Below are 18,348 nucleotides of genomic sequence, written 5' to 3' on the forward strand. Positions count from 1 at the left end.
ATATTTATAAATAAAGCAATTCCATGGAAAGTAACTACAACGCTGACGCAATAAAAATCCTAAGAGGTCTTGATGCTGTAAGAAAGCGTCCAGGTATGTACATTGGTGATACTGATGATGGATCTGGTCTGCACCATATGGTGTACGAGGTTGTTGACAATGCGATAGATGAGTCTTTAGCTGGTTATTGTAGTAAGATTGAAGTTAGCATAAATGAAGATGGCTCAGTATCTGTAACCGATAATGGTCGTGGCATTCCAACTGATATTCATGCAGAGGAAGGAATATCAGCAGCAGAAGTAATAATGACCCAATTGCATGCAGGAGGTAAATTTGACAGCAATACCTATAAGGTTTCTGGAGGATTACATGGTGTTGGAATTTCAGTTGTTAATGCGTTATCGAGTTGGCTGGAATTAACCATCTGGCGCAATAAGAAGGAATATTTCATACGCTTTGAAGATGGTGAGTCTGTTGAATCTTTAAAGGTAATTAATGAAAACAAAAATAAAAGAGGAACTAGAGTAACGTTTATGCCATCAACGGGGACTTTTAGTAGTATTGATTTTAGTTACTCCACTCTTGAGAGTCGCATCAGAGAATTGGCATTTTTAAACTCAAATATTGAGATCATTTTGTGTGATCTCCGTAATAAACCACATGTAAAGTCTCATTTTAACGATAGTAAAGAGTCTGAAGATAATTTTGGTACAGCTAATTTTGTACGGTACTTAGACAAGAATAAGACACATGTTACTAAAATTGCCAGCATTAGAGATAATGTAAAAGATCTAGGTACCAGTGTAGAAATATCAATGGAGTGGAATGATTCCTACTATGAGAATATGCTATGCTTCACAAATAATATAAGACAACGGGATGGTGGTACGCATTTGGCAGGGTTTAGATCTGCACTAACCAGATGTATCAATAACTATGCAAACAATGAAGGTTTTTTGAAGAAGGCAAAAGTGAATTTGACTGGAGAAGATGTTAGAGAAGGCTTAACTTGTGTTTTATCTCTCAAGATGCCTGATCCTAAATTTTCTTCACAGACAAAAGATAAATTGGTCAGTTCTGAAGCGCGGGCAGTTGTAGAGAGCATAGTTTTTGACAAGTTGAGTACAATACTTGAAACTGACCCCAAGTTAGCAGCAAGTATAGTAGAAAGAGCGATTAGGTCAGCAAAAGGAAGAGAAGCCGCAAGAAAAGCACGAGAGTTAGTTAAAAATAAAAACAATATTAATATTGCAACTCTACCTGGAAAGCTTGCCGATTGTCAGGAAAAAGTTCCTGAGTTATCGGAATTGTTTATAGTAGAGGGTAATTCCGCAGGTGGTACTGCAAAGCAGGGACGTAATCGTAAAACACAGGCGGTACTTGCTTTAAGAGGGAAAATTCTAAACGTAGAACGTGCAGGGCTGGATCGTATTTTTTCATCTGCAGAAATTGGCTCTCTGATCACGGCAATTGGGGCTGGAATAGGGAGTGAGCACTTCGATATTGAAAAAACTAGGTATCATAAAATTATCATTATGACAGACGCAGATGTTGATGGCTCGCATATAAGAACTTTGATTCTAACTTTCTTTTTTAGACATATGCGTGAAGTAATTGAGAAAGGATATTTATACATAGCGCAGCCACCGCTCTATAAAGTTACAAAAAATGCTAAAGATACTTATATCAAAGATGATGAAAGTTTTGAAGAGTATATAGTAAATTCAGCGATTAAAAGATTAACATTAAATGGTGTAGGCAAAGATTTGCGTTTCGTTTTGAATAAGTGCCTCAGTATTTCAAACATTAGCAAAAATTATGATAGGGAAATACCAAAAGATCTCTTAGAATCATTGCTAATTTTAAGCAAAAAGAATGCTCTATTGTCTGCTGATGAGATATTAAAATATTTAAAATTGATGTATAGTGAATATAATTGGGAAGTAGAAGTAAAAGATGAGGAAATTCACATTGCTAAATTGTTTCAAGGGTTAGCAGACAAATATGTATTCTCGCTTAGTATGCTTGAAAGTAAAGAAATACGGAATATATTGAGTTCTCTTGATAACATAATTGACTTATTTAATGGTGATTCATTTTTACAGTCGCAAGAAACTGAAATAAAAATAAAGTCTCCAAGTGCACTCGCAAAAATAGTGATGGATTATGGTAAAAAAGGTTTAACTCTGCAGAGATTTAAAGGCCTTGGTGAAATGAATGCTGATCAGCTTTGGGAAACTACACTCAATCCAGAAACTAGAACTCTGCTAAAAGTTGAAATAAAAGATTGTGAAGAAGCAGATAGCATATTCTCGGTGCTAATGGGTGATATAGTTGAACCACGTCGTGACTTTATAAATAACAATGCACTTAACGTGCATGATGTTGATATTTGATTTTAGAAACGCTAAACCCTTATGGCTTAGCATTGTGTGCCAAACCGGCTATTTAAAACGTACTACTAACCAATCCATTTCAGAAATCTGAATTGATCTCGGTTGTATTCCCGTTTTCGATCATAAATATATAGATTTTCTGTCCTATTGTTGTTATAATTAATGCCTCGCTAAAATTGAATATTAATGAATGAATTGAGAAGGCTCACTATTACAGAGATGCATGATGGACTTAGGCGGGGGGATTTTTCTGCTGTTGAGCTTGTAGAGACGCATGTTAATGCAGTTGAAAATGAGCAACTAAATGCATTTGTAACAAAAACCCCAGAAATCGCGATAAAAGCTGCTAAAATAGCAGATGAATACTTCTTGAAACAAAAAGATAATATTTCACCACTTATGGGCATACCAGTTGGTGTTAAAGATTTATTCTGTACAAAAGGAATAAAAACAACAGCATGCTCAAAAATGCTGGAAAATTTCATCCCGACTTATGAATCTACGGTATCTAACTTGCTTTTAAAAAATGGAGCAGCCATGCTTGGTAAACTTAACATGGATGAGTTTGCTATGGGTTCTGCGAACACAAACAGCTATTTTGGTCCTGTTAAAAATGTATGGATTAGAAAAAGTGACGGAGAAAAAGTTGTTCCTGGTGGATCATCTGGTGGATCTGCAGCATCAGTTGCTGGGTTTTTATGTGCTGGAGCACTAGGAAGTGATACTGGTGGTTCTGTACGCCAACCAGCAGCTTATTGTGGAGTTGTTGGAATAAAGCCAACTTATGGAAGGTGTTCGCGTTTTGGTATGATTGCGTTTGCAAGTTCTCTCGATCAAGCAGGAGTAATTACTCGTTCCGTTTCTGATTCAGCATTAATGCTTGAAATAATTTGTGGCTATGATGAAAAAGATTCAACATCGAGCAAAAGGACAGTGCCTAAATTTTCCAGTTTTATAAATGGTGATATTAAGGGTAAGCGCATTGGTATACCAAAAGAGTATAAGATGGATGGAATTTCAGATGAAATAGTTCATAATTGGGAAAAAATTGCTTCCTATTTAAAAGAAAACGGTGCTGAAGTTGTTGACATTACTCTGCCTCATACTAAATATGCGATACCGGTTTACTATCTAATTTGTTCTGCTGAAACTTCATCTAACCTTGCTCGCTATGATGGTGTACGTTACGGATTCAGGGTTGATGCTGATACCCTTGAAGAAATGTATTCGCTAACAAGAGCAGAAGGTTTTGGTAAAGAAGTGAAAAGGAGAATTTTAATTGGTGCTTATGCGCTTTCTTCAGGTCATTACAATGAGTATTATGAAAAAGCACAGTGCATTAGGGCATTAATTAGAAATGATTTTATAAAAGCGTTTGAAAAAATAGATTACATACTTGTGCCATCTGCTCCAACAGAAGCTTTTGGCTTAAATGAAAAGCCAGACCCGCTAATTATGTGCATCAATGATGTGTTTACCGTGCCGGCAAGCTTAGCGGGGTTACCTGCTATTTCTGTTCCTGTTGGACTTTCCAATGAAGGCTTACCACTTGCTTTGCAAGTAATTGGAAATTATTACGATGAAGCTGGAATATTAAATATGGCAAGTGTGATAGAGCAAAATTGTGGCAGAATAGTTAATTCCCTTACGTAATATGTTTTCTTATAGTAACTATAGCATTATGATTATTTTGGCTATAGGAAACAAGAGCTTGATTTTTATAGCTAAATAACAGACCATCAAAGGCACACATAAATATCTACAATGAAAGAAAAAACTTTCACAATCATTGATGGTTATGGTTTTCTTTTCAGAGCTTATTACGTTTTGCATCATTTGACTACCACAGCTGGTATTCCAGTAGGTGCTGTGTACGGTTTTCTTAATATGGTTCTGAAGTATATTTCCCATTCGGACTACTTAACTATAGCACTTGATTCTGGCAAAAAAAATTTCAGGCACAGTTTATATTCTGAGTATAAAGCAAACAGAGTAACGCCTCCTGAGGATCTAATTCCACAATTTACAATACTGAGAGAAGCGGTAGAAGCTTTTAACTTCAGCTATGAAGAGATTGAAGGCTATGAAGCAGATGACATAATTGCAACAATAGCTGCAAAATATGCCAACCACGAAGACTTTAAAGTAGTAGTAGTCTCATCAGATAAAGACTTATTTCAACTTTTGAATTACAACATTCTAATATTTGATCCTATTAAAAATATATACATAGATGAAAAACAAGTGATAGAAAAATTTGGTGTAAATTCAAATAAGCTTCTTGATTTATTTTCTCTAACTGGAGATGCATCTGATAACATTCCAGGTGTTCCAGGAATAGGCCCAAAAACTGCAGCTAAATTGCTGGATAAATTTGATTCGTTGGATAACATTATAGAAAACATCAATAACATTGAGCAAACAAGAGTTCGTAATATTCTTACTGAGCATAAGGAAAAAGCACTAATTTCAAGAGAACTTTTGTCACTATGCAAAAAAGTAGATCTTCAACATGATATTGTAAAATATGAAGTCCATCCTCCAAATATGGAAAAATTGTTATCCTTTTTGAAGAAATATGAATTTAATTCATTGATAGGAAAAGTAGAAAAGCTCTTTTCTTATAGTGGATCTAGCACAAAAGAGAAAATAGAATATAGTAGTGAAGAATTAGAAAAATTTTTGGAGCATTGCAGATATGAAGGTAAAATTGCAATTCATTGCCACTTTGAAAACAATAGATTGAACAAAATCTCCTTATCTTGTAGTGAGGATAATATTTTCTACATAGATCAAAGCTGCCTACAAGATGCACTTACTATAATAAATTCAACTTTATTTTCAAATGGGGTGCTTAAAATAGTACATGATATTAGAAAGATCAGAGAAATATTTCCTACAATAGAGAGAGTGCTAGACTCAATTGATGACCTGATGATCATGTCATACAGCCTTGACACAGGTAAGCATGATCACAGCATTCCAAACATAATTGCACACAATTTAAGTAAAAATGTAGAAACTTTCTCGGCAAAAATTTTAATAGCGATCCATGAGAAACTGACACAAAGATTATTTCAGGAAAAACTTTTTACGATTTACGAGCGCTTTGATAGACCTCTCATGAAAGTAATATTTGATATGGAGCAAAATGGAATACTGCTCAATATTCAAAAACTACAGGAATTGTCTGATAAGTTTGAGCAGCTAATTGCTGTACTTGAAAACGATATACATAATTTAGCAGGAGAAAAATTCAACATTGCATCGCCAAAACAATTAAGTGATGTTTTGTTTAATAAAATGGAGCTAAGTAAAAAGAAAAAGTCAAAATCTGGGTCTTATAGCACAAACTCTGAAGTTCTAGAGGCACTTGAAGAGGAGGGGACAGAAATCGCAGGTAAAATTTTAAGTTGGCGACATTCAAGTAAATTAAAGGGTACCTATACTGACGCGTTAATAAAACAGGTTGATCCGCTTGATGGTAGGATACATACAAGCTTTTCAATCACTGTGACTGCAACTGGAAGGCTGAGCTCTAGCAATCCTAATTTACAAAATATTCCTATCAGAAGCGAAGAAGGTAGTCTTATCAGGCAAGCCTTTATTGTGCCAAAAGGTTGCAAGATAATTTCTGCTGACTATTCACAAATAGAATTAAAAATCCTGGCACACGTTGCAAATGTTACCGCATTTAAAGAAGCTTTTGCAAACAGGCAAGATATTCATGATATCACTGCAAGACAAGTTTTTGGAGTGCAAGAAATAGATGAGCAATTAAGACGCAAAGCAAAAACCATTAATTTTGGCATTATATATGGCATTAGTCCATTTGGCCTTGCAAAGCGACTTGGCATTACCTTTCAAGAGGCTGCTGAATACATTAATTACTATTTTTCTTGTTACCCAGAAATAAAGGTCTATATGGAAAAAGCAGTATCTATCGCGAGAAATCATGGTTATGTAGAGACTTTGTTTGGTAGAAGATGTTTTGTAAGAGACATCAACAATAAAATTCCTTATCTAAGACAATTTGCAGAAAGGGCAGCAATAAATGCACCACTGCAGGGAACTGCCGCTGATATAATAAAACGCGCGATGATTCGGCTTTTTGATCAGTTAAAGTCAGGTAAAATAATCCTCCAGGTTCATGATGAATTACTTGTAGAAGTGGAAGAGAGCAGAGTGCAAGAAACAGCAAAACTTATGAAAGATATAATGGAAAATGCAGTAGAAATTTCTATACCACTTGAAGTAGAAATAAAAATTAGCGACAACTGGGGCTTTTCTTAATTATACCGTAGACCCTAAGAACCTGTCTTGAAAGGACTTAAGTAGTATCTGTTCAGATGCATGGCTAATGTGTAAATATTGAAGCAAAAGTAATGTCATCCCAGTGCTTGACACTGGGATCCAAATTGCTCACAAGCAACCTAATCATAGATATTAAAAGCAACGCTTTCAATGAGACTACAAAAGGCTGGATTCCAGTGTCAAGCACTGGAATGACACCTTATTGTTGTAAATTCACTTTTACCTTATTTTGCCACACCCCTGAACGGATGCCTTGAGTGGTTAATTTCATAAGTATAATAGTAGTCATATTAAAGAGTTCTTGAAGTAAGGAGAGTACACTCATACGTCAAGCAAACAACATTTACCTAAAATCTGTGACATTAGCAGCTTTCTTGCCCCGTTTTCAGTAAACAGTGATTTTTCTATATATTAGAAAAATTTTTATTTTAATTAGCGTTAAACAATAGGCGCCTATTGGTTTTTAGCTAAAGTAAAGGTCAAATATCTGGAATTCTGGACATAAAATCCCCCTGTGTAAAAAAAAGATTAGAAAAAAGTGCAGCGCACATACAACAGAGATTAAGCATATTTACATGCACTAAAGAAGATACGCTACGCTTTTTGATTAAAAATTTGACTGAAAAGTCTGCAGACAAAGATAGATTTTGAGCTCTTAAAATATCTCTAACTGTAATTATAATCAGATTTAAAATATATGGAAGCAATTTTTTACATTCCCTTATCACTTATATCATTTGTTACTCTTCTTTTTTGCTTTATTCTTTTCTTTTTCCCCTTTCGATACAGGTTTTAGGAAATTTGAACTAATGCGAAAAATATGCTATAATTATGGCATAGGTAAATGAAATAGGTCAACCATGACAGTTCCACCAGTAAAAGCAGAGTCTTCAAAATCACCTATAAAGGAAAGTGAGATAATTTTCAAAGAAGAACATAAGGCAATTTATGATGCCTTCATGGAAGCATTACAAGATAAAGCCAAATCACAGGAGAGCCCACGAATAACTAATGTTTTCATATCAGATTATGAGTACATACTACTTAATAATGTCAATCCAGAAGAGATAAGACCACTCAGTGAAGAGAATTTTTGTCAGTTTTTACTTTCTGTATTTAAAGAAGTTAGAGAGAAAAAATTAGCGAACAAAGAGAATGTCAAGAATGTTGAAATAAAGAAATTAGTAGATGATTGTGTAGCTGATATACGTGGTACAGAAGCTAAGGATTCACTAATAAAACTTGTTGGGTTACCATTGGGAATAAAAATAGACCCGAAAAATATTTCTGATTCTTGTATGAGTGGGCTAAAAGAGAAAATACCATTCTTAGGCGGTGGTAAAAAAGAGGATGATGAACCACTACTTAGTGATGAAGAGATGGTAACAAAGTTCTTACGTAAAGTTTTTCTTCCTATTCTTTTTTCCATTGCTTCAATATTAATTTTTGGTCCTACTACACTTGCGATAATTGCTACTGTTATTGGTACAATATTTGCTGTAAAGGGAGGAATTGAAGTTCTTTTTTCAAATAATAGGCCAGGTACTTTATATGACCCTAGCTCACCAGATAAAGATGATACAGAAAAGAGAGCAAAATTGAATGAAAAAATTCGCAATGGCATTGATGATATTTTAAAAACCCCAATTGAAAGACCTCTTGAAACAATTGCTGACGGGAGTAAAAAACAACCTACTCCGAAACAAGCTTCTCAGGTGGGAAATAAAGGGGGTGAGCAGCTTACTATGCTTGATGGAAAAATTACTATAGATCAGCCAGCCAAAAGCACAGAAAAGACAGCAGTCAAGTAAGACCTATTTGCCAAAGGTGAATTGTGGGAATGTTCAAAAAAGTGTGTCAAAGCGAATTTTTAGTTCAACTCAATTTTTAACCTATCAGGAAAAAAGATATCAAGTTGAGATATAGTTAGAGCCCAATTAGGCAAAGCCATAGCCCATTTTTGCTCTATCTTTTTTATAGCACAATATACCAATTTGTACAAGGCATTTGTACTGGTAAATGAACCTTTGGTTTTAGTAAATTTTCTGATTTGTCTGTGCAACCCCTCAATTGGATTGGTGGTATAAATTAGCCTTCTAACAGGGCCAGAATACTTAAAATAACTAGACAAATTTTCCCAATTGTTTTGCCACGATTTTATGACTAAAGGATATTTTTCACCCCATTTTTCCTCCAGTTCAAGTAAATAATTTTCGGCGATTTCTCTACTTGTAGCACGGTATATTTTTTTCAAATCATTCATAAAAACTTTTATATCTTTGCTGGATACGTATTTTAGTGAATTTCTTATTTGGTGCACAATGCATAACTGTACCTCAGCATTGGGAAATACGCTATTTATAGCTGTAGGGAAGCTTTTCAGACCGTCAACACAAGCTATCAAAATGTCTTCTACTCCTCTCTCTTTTAAGTCATTTAATACGCCTAGCCAGAAGTTAGCTCCCTCACTTTCTGCTAAGTAAAAACCCAGTACTTCTTTTCTGCCATTTTGGTCTATTCCTAATATATTGTACATGCATTTACTTATGCAATGTCCATTCTCTTTGACCTTAAAAAACATCCCATCCATAAATACTATCGGGTATACTGATTGTAGGGGACGACTCCTCCATTCATTGATTATAGGCAGTAATTTATCTGTAATTCCAGATATCTCTGCTGCAGATATTTTATGGTCATAGATTTCTTCCACATAGGATGCTATATCCCTGTATCCCACACCGCTTGCAAACATGTTCAAGACCTTTGTTTCAAGTTCTGGATGTAAGCTTGTTTGCCTTTTTTTCACTATCTGTGGTTCGAAACTTCCCTCTCTATCTCTTGGTGTCAATAGTTCAAATACTCGTCTTCAAAGTTTTGCCATTCTTTCCGTTTCTTCGATTCTTTTCTTCTCTTTCATTGGATAAATGATGCTCTATTTCACCTTCTAGACTTGCTTCCAGCAGCCTTTTTACAAATGGTGTTAATGCTCCATCTCTCCCCATCAATGGTTTACCTTCCCTTATTGATGACAGTATATTTGCTTCCAGCTCTTTGTAATCTACCAGGCCAGTCGTTCCATTTTCTATTTTGTAACTCATATATCAAACCTCTATTTTTTGTTTCTATTTTATTTTTATTTCTCGGTTTGACACACTTTTTTGAACATTCCCAAAACCAAGGTTCATTTACCAGTACAAATGCCTTGTACAAATTGGTATATTGTGCTATAAAAAAGATAGAGCAAAAATGGGCTATGGCTTTGCCTAATTGGGCTCTAACTATATCTCAACTTGATATCTTTTTTCCTGATAGGTTAAAAATTGAGTTGAACTAAAAATTCGCTTTGACACACTTTTTTGAACATTCCCTAAAAGGTCTGCAGACCGAGATAGATTTTGAGCTCTCTAAATATCTCTACCATCATTATAATGGCATCTTGAGTATGCGGAAGCAATTTTTTCATTAAAATAAAAAATTTTATTCTACAGCGAATAAAAAGGAGTTTGCTAATTTTCATACTGATCGGATTTCACTACTCAAACCTAGAAACTTTAATGTATCAAGGTATCTGTTCAGGGGAATGTGCAAGTCATTGCTCCCTTTCTTGTCATTCCAGTCACAGCTGTACGAACATTGTGGTTTGTGGGCAATTCGCGTAGCAGACGGTGTCATTCCAGTGCTTGACACTGGAATCCAGATTGGGCCTAAGTTGGTAAACACTTTACAACGTTTTGGATGGAACTCTGTGAAAGGACTGGATGCCAGTGTCAAGCACTGGAATGACACCATTTGCTGTGCAATTTACCTGCAAAAATGAATGTTCGTACAGCTGTGTGCTTGACGCTGGAATCCATTATACTCCGTAAATTTAACTGGGTGCCAGTGTCAGCTACTTTCATGACATCAACTGATTTTTCTTTGCATTACAGTTATGCAAGAAATCTATTGTATAATATTATTATCACCCTCTTGATAGTTTGTTAGCTCCTCTCTTCCTGAGTTACTTGGTGCAATTATTTGATCAGATTCAGTTGATGGTTCATCAGATCCAAACAACCATGAAAAGAAATTACCAAAAAATGACCCTATTAAAGAAAAAGGCTTCATAAATATACTAAACAAGTTACTAAAAAAAGAACTTTCTGTCTCTGTAGATTCTGGAGTAGAAGCAGCATAAGCTTGTACATCTGTTTCTTCTATGCTTTCCTCCTCTTCCTCTCTATCTTCACCTACATCTTCCTCTTCCTCTAAATCATCTACTTGTCTCTCTCCCTGTTGTGTATCAGTATCCTCCTTTAGATTTCCTTCATTATCTTTCGATTCTATAATGTCATCAATTTTTTTTTTGGCTTTTTTTAATAGAGTTTTTATTTCTTCTGTGCTAGCTAAATCTAAAGGAGTATTTCCATCCTTATCTGCTAAATTAATATCTATTTCTTTTATTTTCAGTAGGGCTTCTACTACTTTTATATCGCCACTCATAGCAGCATAGTGTAAGGGAGTCCTTTCATATAGATCTTGTGCATTAACATTTGCTCTTACTTGTATTAGAACATTTACTATCTCCAAGTTTTCTTTGTGAACAGCCCAATGTAAAGGAGTCCTTCCATCTTTGTCCACTGCATTAACATTTACCCTTGCTTTTATTAGAGCAATTACCATTTCAAAGTTCTCCTTTTGAATGGCATAATATGAAATAGTCTTTCCTGTTTCATCCGATATATTAACATCTGCTCCTTTACTTATTAGGTGTCTCACTTTCTGAACATCACCTTCTTGAACAGCCTTAAGTAAAGCAGCATTTATTAATGGCACTTTTATTTCTTCGTCAATAGCTAAATCTAAAGGGATCTCTTCGTTTTTACCTGTTATACTAACATCTGCTCCTGCTTTTATTAGAGCCACTACTATCTCTTTGTTGTTGTTTTGAGCAGCTAAATGCAAAGGAGTCTCTCTGTTTTTATCTCTTATATTAAGATCTGCTTCTGCTTTTATTAGAGCTACTACTATCTCTTTGTTGTTGTTTTGAGCAGCATAATGTAGAGAAGTCTTTTTGTTGTTATCTTGTGCATTAACATTAATTTCCTTGTTTCCTAATAGGGCTTCTGCTATTTTCACATTGCCACATTTTATTTTAGCATTAGCATGCCGATCCCAATCCCAATAATTATTTACCTCATCTTGATTTGATATATCATGGTAGCACATTTCAACAGCCAAATGTAAAGGAGTCTGTCCTTTATCATTTTTTGTATTAACATTTGCTTCTTTCTTTAATAGGTCTTCTACTGCTTTCAAGTCGCCAAGTCTGGCAGCCAGATGTAGAGAAACCTTACAATACTCAGCTTTTACTTCTTCGTATTTATTTAACACGTGGCGTTCTCGAGAAGAGTCATAAGCAAAAAAATCTGCTCCATTATCTAATAGAACTTTTGCTATATCAGAATGATTATTTTTAACAGCCCAATATAGAGAATTACCTTGAGATCCATCATATGCATTAACATCAGCTTCTTCACTTATTAGGCGCTTTGCTTCATTAAGATCACCTCTTTTAGCAGCATCAAGTAAAGCAGCATCTATATCTCTGATTAAATAATCCATTTAACACTTCTCTATAAAATTGCATTACTATAGTAAGGTAATTAATAATTCATGAAATCTGGGTTGTAGAAATAATGATTATCCTTCGTGTTTTTCAGTATATTTAAGTAAACTATATATAAGAATTGCAATTATAGAACATACAACTGTTAATAGTAAATTTGGTAAAATGCCATAAGAAAAGAATTTTCCTACTATGTATATTCCAATAGCCCCAAACATCATATTGCAAAATGAGAGAACTGCACTACCAAGCCCTATACTTTTGACCGTTTCTAAAGCAGAAGTTACGTTATTGCTGATTACGAGTGCAAGTCCTATATTGCTTGGAATCCAAAGAACTTGAAGAATAAGTACGTTCAATTTGTTCATGAAATAAAAATATACCAATAAACCATCAGATATTATTGGTAATACCAAACCTATGATTAGCATCTTGCTCACTCCTATTTTTGGTACGTACCTTCTGTTAATTAAAGTGCCGATTACGTAAAATATGACTATGATTGATATGAGATAGCCAAAATATTGTACTTCAATACCCATTGATTCAAATATGAACGGATAGTTAGCAATGTATGCCCAAAGCCACATGAAAGTTAATCCATGAATGGCTGAAAACCCAAGGAAACGATAATTCCTGAATATTGATATATATTGCTTGAAGATATTGATGGCTATGTTGGTTTGATTTTTATTTACAGTGAGCGTTTCTTGCAGCTTCAAGTAAATAAAAATGAGCATAACAATTGCTGCAAATGATATGATAAAAAACAAAAATTTCCAACTATATCCATGTGAAATCATATAACTGCCTATTACTGGAGCTATTCCAGGTGAAAGCGCTACTACCATATTTAACTTTGAGATTACTCTTGAGTATTCACTACCTGAGTACATATCTCTGATTGCTGCATATCCGACAACGCCTGCAACACCAGCTCCAGCTCCTTGTATAAACCGGATTAATATTAAAAGTATAATATTATCAGCTATGCAACATACAATACTTGCCAAAGTAAAAATTGTCATACCAATCAGCATTATTAGGCGCCTACCATAATAGTCTGACAGTGGGCCATAAATTAATCCAGATATTGCAACTCCTACTAAATTTAAACTGATCGTAAGCTGCGCTATATTACCTTTCACCTTAAAATAGTTGGCAATACTTGGCAATGCAACTGAGTATAAGTCTGTTGCCATATCAACAACTGCTACAGATAATATCATAATAAGAGAGATGATATTTTGTGAAAAAGCTGTCGACACTAATGATTTACTGGATTAAATATGTTTAATTGTAGTATATTTTTCTCATTAGTATATTAATTTAACTGCTAAAGTTTAAAATAATTATGTAAGCAATCTCTATATAAAATATGGATAAATCACAACTAGTTAAAGAGGTTTTCGATTCTGTAGCAAATTGCTACGACATCATGAATGATATAATGAGTCTTGGAATGCACAGGCTATGGAAAGAGAAGATGGTAAGTAGTGTGCATTTTAAAAAGAACTCCAAGGTTTTGGATATTGCTGGAGGAACCGGAGATATAGCTATAAGAATAGCAAGAGGTGAACCAAGTGCTCAAGTTACAGTATGTGATATAAATCAAAACATGCTGGACAAAGGGCGTGATAAAGCAATAAATTCAAATCAGCTAAATTTCAATTGGGTATGTGCAAATGCAGAGAGCTTACCATTTGAAGATTCTGAATTTGATTATTATACAGTAGCTTTTGGTATTCGAAACTTTTCTGACCGTAAAAAGGCTTTAAGTGAAGCATATAGGGTATTGAAGCAAAATGGACAATTTGTCTGCTTGGAATTTGCCCCTATGCATTATCAAAATGAGATATTCACCAAATTTTATGACTTATACTCATTTAAAGTAATTCCTAAAATTGGTAGCATAGTTGCTAAAGATAAGGGTTCTTATGAATATTTAGTGAAAAGCATCAGAGAATTTCCAACTCAAACTAATTTTAAAATGGAAATTGAAGAGATAGGCTTTAAGAATGTTGAGTTCTATAATATGAGCTATGGAATAGTAGCATTACATATTGGAACAAAATGAATATTAAACTCTGGTCTATTCAGTAGTTTTTTTTGCTAACTTTCTGTAATTTCGCAGCGTTTTTCCTTCAGTAGAAATCAAGCTAAAGTTTCTTGAACGTATTGCTCTAACGAAGTACACTGTAAACTAATATTGTAACTTTTTCCTGAAGCTAAAATCTATATAATTAACTTAAAAATAAAATGCGATCTAACATTAAGCAGTTATTTTATTATATAAAACCTAATCTACATTATTTTACCGTAGCTTTTATTGCAGTTCTATTTTCAGCTTTAACGATTCTTCTTTTTGGTAGGGGCTTAAGCAACATAATTGATTCTGGCGCAGAGCATAACTTTACTACCAAGCTCGTAGTTTCAATACTGATAGTTTTAGGCATTTCTTTCACTGCATTTATTCGGTTATATTTCATTGGCATTGGCAGCGAGAAAGTTGTCGCAAGAATCAGATATGACTTATATAGCAGTATTACTGATTTACAACCAAGTTTCTTTGAGAATACAGGTGTGCAAGATGTTATCTCAGCACTCATTACTGATACCTCTGCATTGCAATCGATAATAAACAGCAGCTTACTGACAATATTGAGGAATGCAGTGGTACTAACTGGTAGTGTTGCAATGCTGTTATACACAAATCTACATTTAACCGCATATGCAGCTGCAATAATACCCATACTGCTCATTATCATGACTTCACTTGGAAAAAAAGTTCGCAATTATGCACGCTTTGCTCAGGATAAATTAAGTGAGCTTGCATCATTTAGTGAGGAAAATTTTAGATCTATAGTAACCATTAAATCATTTGTACTAGAAGAAAATGAAAAAATTCGTTTTCAGAAACATCTAAACTCAGTATCAAAATCATACGTAAAATTAGTACTCTTGCGTGCTATTTTAGTAACTCTAGTTATCACGTGTGTGATAGGTTCGCTAGTTATTTTGCTTTTTTTTGGAATAAAAGAAGTCTTAAGTAATAATATGACCATTGGAGAACTCTCCTCATTTGTGTTTTATTCAGCGCTTGCGGCAGGAGCTATAAATAATTTGAGCGATAACGTCAGTGACCTACAACGAGGTCTTGGAATTGTAGAGCGTTTGTTTGAGTTTACGAACATGAAAAGCTCTATAGTAAATGGCAAAAATCCTATAAGAATTAATAGTATTCAAAAAGAAATTGCGTTTAACGATGTAACATTTTTTTATGCTGATAAGCCAGCATTAAATAACGTATCATTTTCTATAGAGGCAGGCCAATCAGTATCAATTGTTGGACCATCTGGCAGTGGCAAGAGCACCATTTTAAAGCTTCTGCTCCGTTTTCACGATCCAAGTGAAGGCAGTATTACTATCGATGGACAGAATATTAAGACAATTGCGCTAAATGACCTAAGATCGCTGTTTGGCTTAGTACCACAAGATCACATGATATTTTCTTGCTCAATAATGGAAAATATACTATACGGCAAACCGGGTGCTGAATATGAGGAAGTCAGGCGAGCTGCTATCAGCGCTTATGCGATGGAATTTATTGATAAACTGCCGGATAAATTTGATACATTTGTAGGAAAAAGAGGATTAAAACTTTCTGGAGGACAAAAACAACGTATTATAATAGCAAGAGCAATACTGAAAAATCCTCAGGTTTTAATACTGGATGAAGCAACCTCTGCCCTTGATTATAAAAGTGAGAACCTCGTGCAAAAAGCACTGAGCAAATTAATGCAAAACAGAACAACAATCATAATCACACACAGACTGTCAACCGCACTCAAAACTGACAAGATTATAGTGATTAATTGCGGGAAAGTAGAAGAAGTGGGAACTCATGATTCTCTAATGAGTAAAGATGGGCTGTATGCAAAATTGGTGAAGATAGGGTAGAAATTTAAATCATAATGTTGTTAACATGCTAGATTTAGCAATCAAGTTATGAAATCTTTAATTATTTTAAAGTACAATAATATCATAGTATTTTTCAAAGGATTATTATGGTTTATAATTACAGTAATTTACCAAAATTGCCATTTACGGCTTATAATTTACCAGCAGCTTTACCAGTATCGAACTATGCACAAGCTTGCACACCTCCAATGGCTTATAATTTACCAGCAGCTTTACCAGTACCAGTATCGAACTGTGCACAAGCTTGTACACCTCCATTTGTACCTTATGCTACTAATTCCTGCCATAATTATTTTAACTCGCATCATAACTATTATGACACATGTCATAATCCTTGTGATGGATTTGGTTTTTTTTATTAGAAGATTGTTTTTAAACAATTCATAAACGCACGTGCTGCCATCTAAGAGCACATGGTCTCCCATGTGCTTCACATTTTGCTTAAAAATATAATAAGCAGGTGCTTGATTTTCATTTGCAGCGACATAGCAGTTCTACCAAAATTTATTTCAGCAACACAACTAGTTTGACTACTGACAGCTCCTTCTTGGAATCTTATCATTATTCTGCTCATAGTAAAATTTCTAAGCTCTAATATCTATTACTTGTATAACGGCTGGAAAGGAAATTTTAAATATATCAATCTTAGTATCAAGATTATAAATTTATTAATTATTTTATCCTATAATAGTCTAATAGTTATTTTTTAAAGGATATTTATGACTCACTATCACACTTCATCTCCAAAAAACGTTTGTTCTCATAATACCAAAACTTCTTTTCCAGGCTGTAAATCAATATGCATTCCTGATAAAGATGAGCATTGTCATACTACTCGTTTATGTCACAGTCAAGACCCGTTTTTCAAGCATCATTGTACTCCATACCACTATGGTTATAACTCACATTGTAAACATGGTTATGACTCATGCTACGGTAATAATCATTGTTATGACCCATGCTACGGTAATAATCACGGTTATGGTCATGGTACAGCATCATGGTATCATGCTCACGATTCTGGTAACACAGTAGTGTTAAATGTACCATGTTGTGGTTGGGGAACAAGAACTGGGATAGGAACTGATACAGCTGCAAAATTAGCTCCAGAGCACAACGATTTATTCTGAAGGCGATAAAACTTAGTGAGGGTGTAAAAGGTGTGAAGGACGTGTAGGGATACTATGTGCTGAAAGCATAATGCGACGATAGGTATAGCACTGATGTGATATGGTAATAACATAATAATTTATACTATGGATATGGGGTATGTATTATGCCCTTATATCTATAGATTTAGAGCTTTATTAATAACTAATTCGGCGTGTAATTTTTTACCTTGTTCTATTAATAATTTTATATATAACTCTAATTGTATGGGAGATTTCTATGTTAAAGTATAATCTTAATAACCAGTATGATAATAAAACATATACTAGTGTTACTGATAATCTAACGAATGCTGTTCAATATGGAGGAGAAGAACCTACTGGAGGAGAAGAACCTACTGGAGGAGAAGAACCTACTGGAGGTGAAATAAATAAAGTAAAACCTCCTGTAGATGAAGTAAATAAAGTAAAACCTCCTATAGATGAAGGAAATAAGGTAAAACCTACTGTAGATGAAGGAAATAAGGTAAAACCTACCGTAGATGAGTGTAAACTACACCCATGCTGCAAGTATTATTATAATTTGTGTTTCAACGATTGTTATGATTCATGTTGTAGTAATCATGACGTAGCATGGTTTAATACTTGCGACGATGGCAACACAGTAATGCTGAATACAACTTGGGATTGGGAAATAGAACTACCTGGAATTATATGGTATCCGGAGTTTTTTGACTTTGGTTATTCTGAATTAGTGTTGATCTAAGTTTATGGTTTCAGAGTATAATGCTATGATATACGAAAAGTTGCTGTCTAAGTTTAATCTATCAAGTGTTACATCAGCCTGTTAAAGCAAAAGAGAAAATGAAGGTAAAATAGTTAAGATAACCCTTCAACTCCTTCCATTTATCAACTATACTGCTATAGATTTTAGCAG

The 18,348-nt window shown here is 34.4% G+C and carries 11 protein-coding genes and 2 pseudogenes; 10 read left to right on the forward strand and 3 right to left on the reverse strand.

The features are described 5' to 3' along the window. The first annotated feature begins 23 nt into the window (after window positions 1-23). The 4 genes from gyrB (at window position 24) to ACQH21_RS03595 (ending at window position 8,521) form a co-directional block, all read left to right on the forward strand. Window positions 24-2,396: a DNA topoisomerase (ATP-hydrolyzing) subunit B gene (gyrB, locus tag ACQH21_RS03580; RefSeq protein ID WP_425384506.1), complete on the forward strand. Its 2,373-nt coding sequence runs from the start codon at window positions 24-26 to the stop codon at window positions 2,394-2,396. Window positions 2,397-2,582: 186 nt separating this feature from the next. Next, a complete protein-coding gene (gene gatA, locus ACQH21_RS03585) occupies window positions 2,583-4,049 on the forward strand; it encodes an Asp-tRNA(Asn)/Glu-tRNA(Gln) amidotransferase subunit GatA (RefSeq protein ID WP_064085246.1) in 1,467 nt (488 codons plus the stop codon). A 111-nt stretch (window positions 4,050-4,160) separates the two neighbouring features. Then, complete coding sequence (gene polA / locus ACQH21_RS03590; protein WP_425384507.1) at window positions 4,161-6,689, forward strand: DNA polymerase I; 2,529 nt, start codon at window positions 4,161-4,163, stop codon at window positions 6,687-6,689. 881 nt (window positions 6,690-7,570) lie between these two features. Then, on the forward strand, window positions 7,571-8,521 hold the full coding sequence (locus ACQH21_RS03595) for a hypothetical protein (protein ID WP_425384508.1): 951 nt from the start codon (window positions 7,571-7,573) through the stop codon (window positions 8,519-8,521). A 59-nt stretch (window positions 8,522-8,580) separates the two neighbouring features. Here the strand turns inward: ACQH21_RS03595 and ACQH21_RS03600 are convergent. Then, a pseudogene (locus ACQH21_RS03600) lies at window positions 8,581-9,811 on the reverse strand (IS256 family transposase). 68 nt (window positions 9,812-9,879) lie between these two features. Here ACQH21_RS03600 and ACQH21_RS03605 point away from each other — a divergent pair. Further along, window positions 9,880-10,047 (forward strand): annotated as a pseudogene (locus ACQH21_RS03605) (IS256 family transposase); the annotation flags it as partial. A gap of 608 nt (window positions 10,048-10,655) precedes the next feature. On the opposite strand, the gene ACQH21_RS03610 reads toward ACQH21_RS03605, so the two are convergent. After that, window positions 10,656-12,317 carry an ankyrin repeat domain-containing protein gene (locus ACQH21_RS03610; RefSeq protein WP_425384509.1) on the reverse strand — a complete coding sequence of 554 codons (1,662 nt, stop codon included), beginning with the start codon at window positions 12,315-12,317 and terminating at the stop codon, window positions 10,656-10,658. Between the two features lie 78 nt (window positions 12,318-12,395). Beyond that, window positions 12,396-13,550 carry a Bcr/CflA family efflux MFS transporter gene (locus tag ACQH21_RS03615; protein ID WP_425384510.1) on the reverse strand — a complete coding sequence of 385 codons (1,155 nt, stop codon included), beginning with the start codon at window positions 13,548-13,550 and terminating at the stop codon, window positions 12,396-12,398. 149 nt (window positions 13,551-13,699) lie between these two features. Here ACQH21_RS03615 and ubiE point away from each other — a divergent pair, with 149 nt between their 5' ends. The 5 genes from ubiE (at window position 13,700) to ACQH21_RS03640 (ending at window position 18,177) form a co-directional block, all read left to right on the forward strand. Then, window positions 13,700-14,398 carry a bifunctional demethylmenaquinone methyltransferase/2-methoxy-6-polyprenyl-1,4-benzoquinol methylase UbiE gene (gene ubiE, locus ACQH21_RS03620; RefSeq protein WP_264375475.1) on the forward strand — a complete coding sequence of 233 codons (699 nt, stop codon included), beginning with the start codon at window positions 13,700-13,702 and terminating at the stop codon, window positions 14,396-14,398. A gap of 182 nt (window positions 14,399-14,580) precedes the next feature. Continuing rightward, window positions 14,581-16,281 carry an ABC transporter ATP-binding protein gene (locus tag ACQH21_RS03625; protein ID WP_425384511.1) on the forward strand — a complete coding sequence of 567 codons (1,701 nt, stop codon included), beginning with the start codon at window positions 14,581-14,583 and terminating at the stop codon, window positions 16,279-16,281. 107 nt (window positions 16,282-16,388) lie between these two features. Then, window positions 16,389-16,664 carry a hypothetical protein gene (locus tag ACQH21_RS03630; RefSeq protein WP_425384512.1) on the forward strand — a complete coding sequence of 92 codons (276 nt, stop codon included), beginning with the start codon at window positions 16,389-16,391 and terminating at the stop codon, window positions 16,662-16,664. 357 nt (window positions 16,665-17,021) lie between these two features. Further along, window positions 17,022-17,432, forward strand: coding sequence for a hypothetical protein (locus tag ACQH21_RS03635; protein ID WP_425384513.1), 411 nt, complete (start codon window positions 17,022-17,024; stop codon window positions 17,430-17,432). Window positions 17,433-17,691: 259 nt separating this feature from the next. Next, a complete protein-coding gene (locus ACQH21_RS03640; protein ID WP_425384514.1) occupies window positions 17,692-18,177 on the forward strand; it encodes a hypothetical protein in 486 nt (161 codons plus the stop codon). The last annotated feature ends 171 nt before the right edge of the window (window positions 18,178-18,348 follow it).

The organism is Wolbachia endosymbiont (group B) of Eupithecia inturbata (genome assembly GCF_964030915.1).
In the GTDB taxonomy this organism is placed as follows: domain Bacteria; phylum Pseudomonadota; class Alphaproteobacteria; order Rickettsiales; family Anaplasmataceae; genus Wolbachia.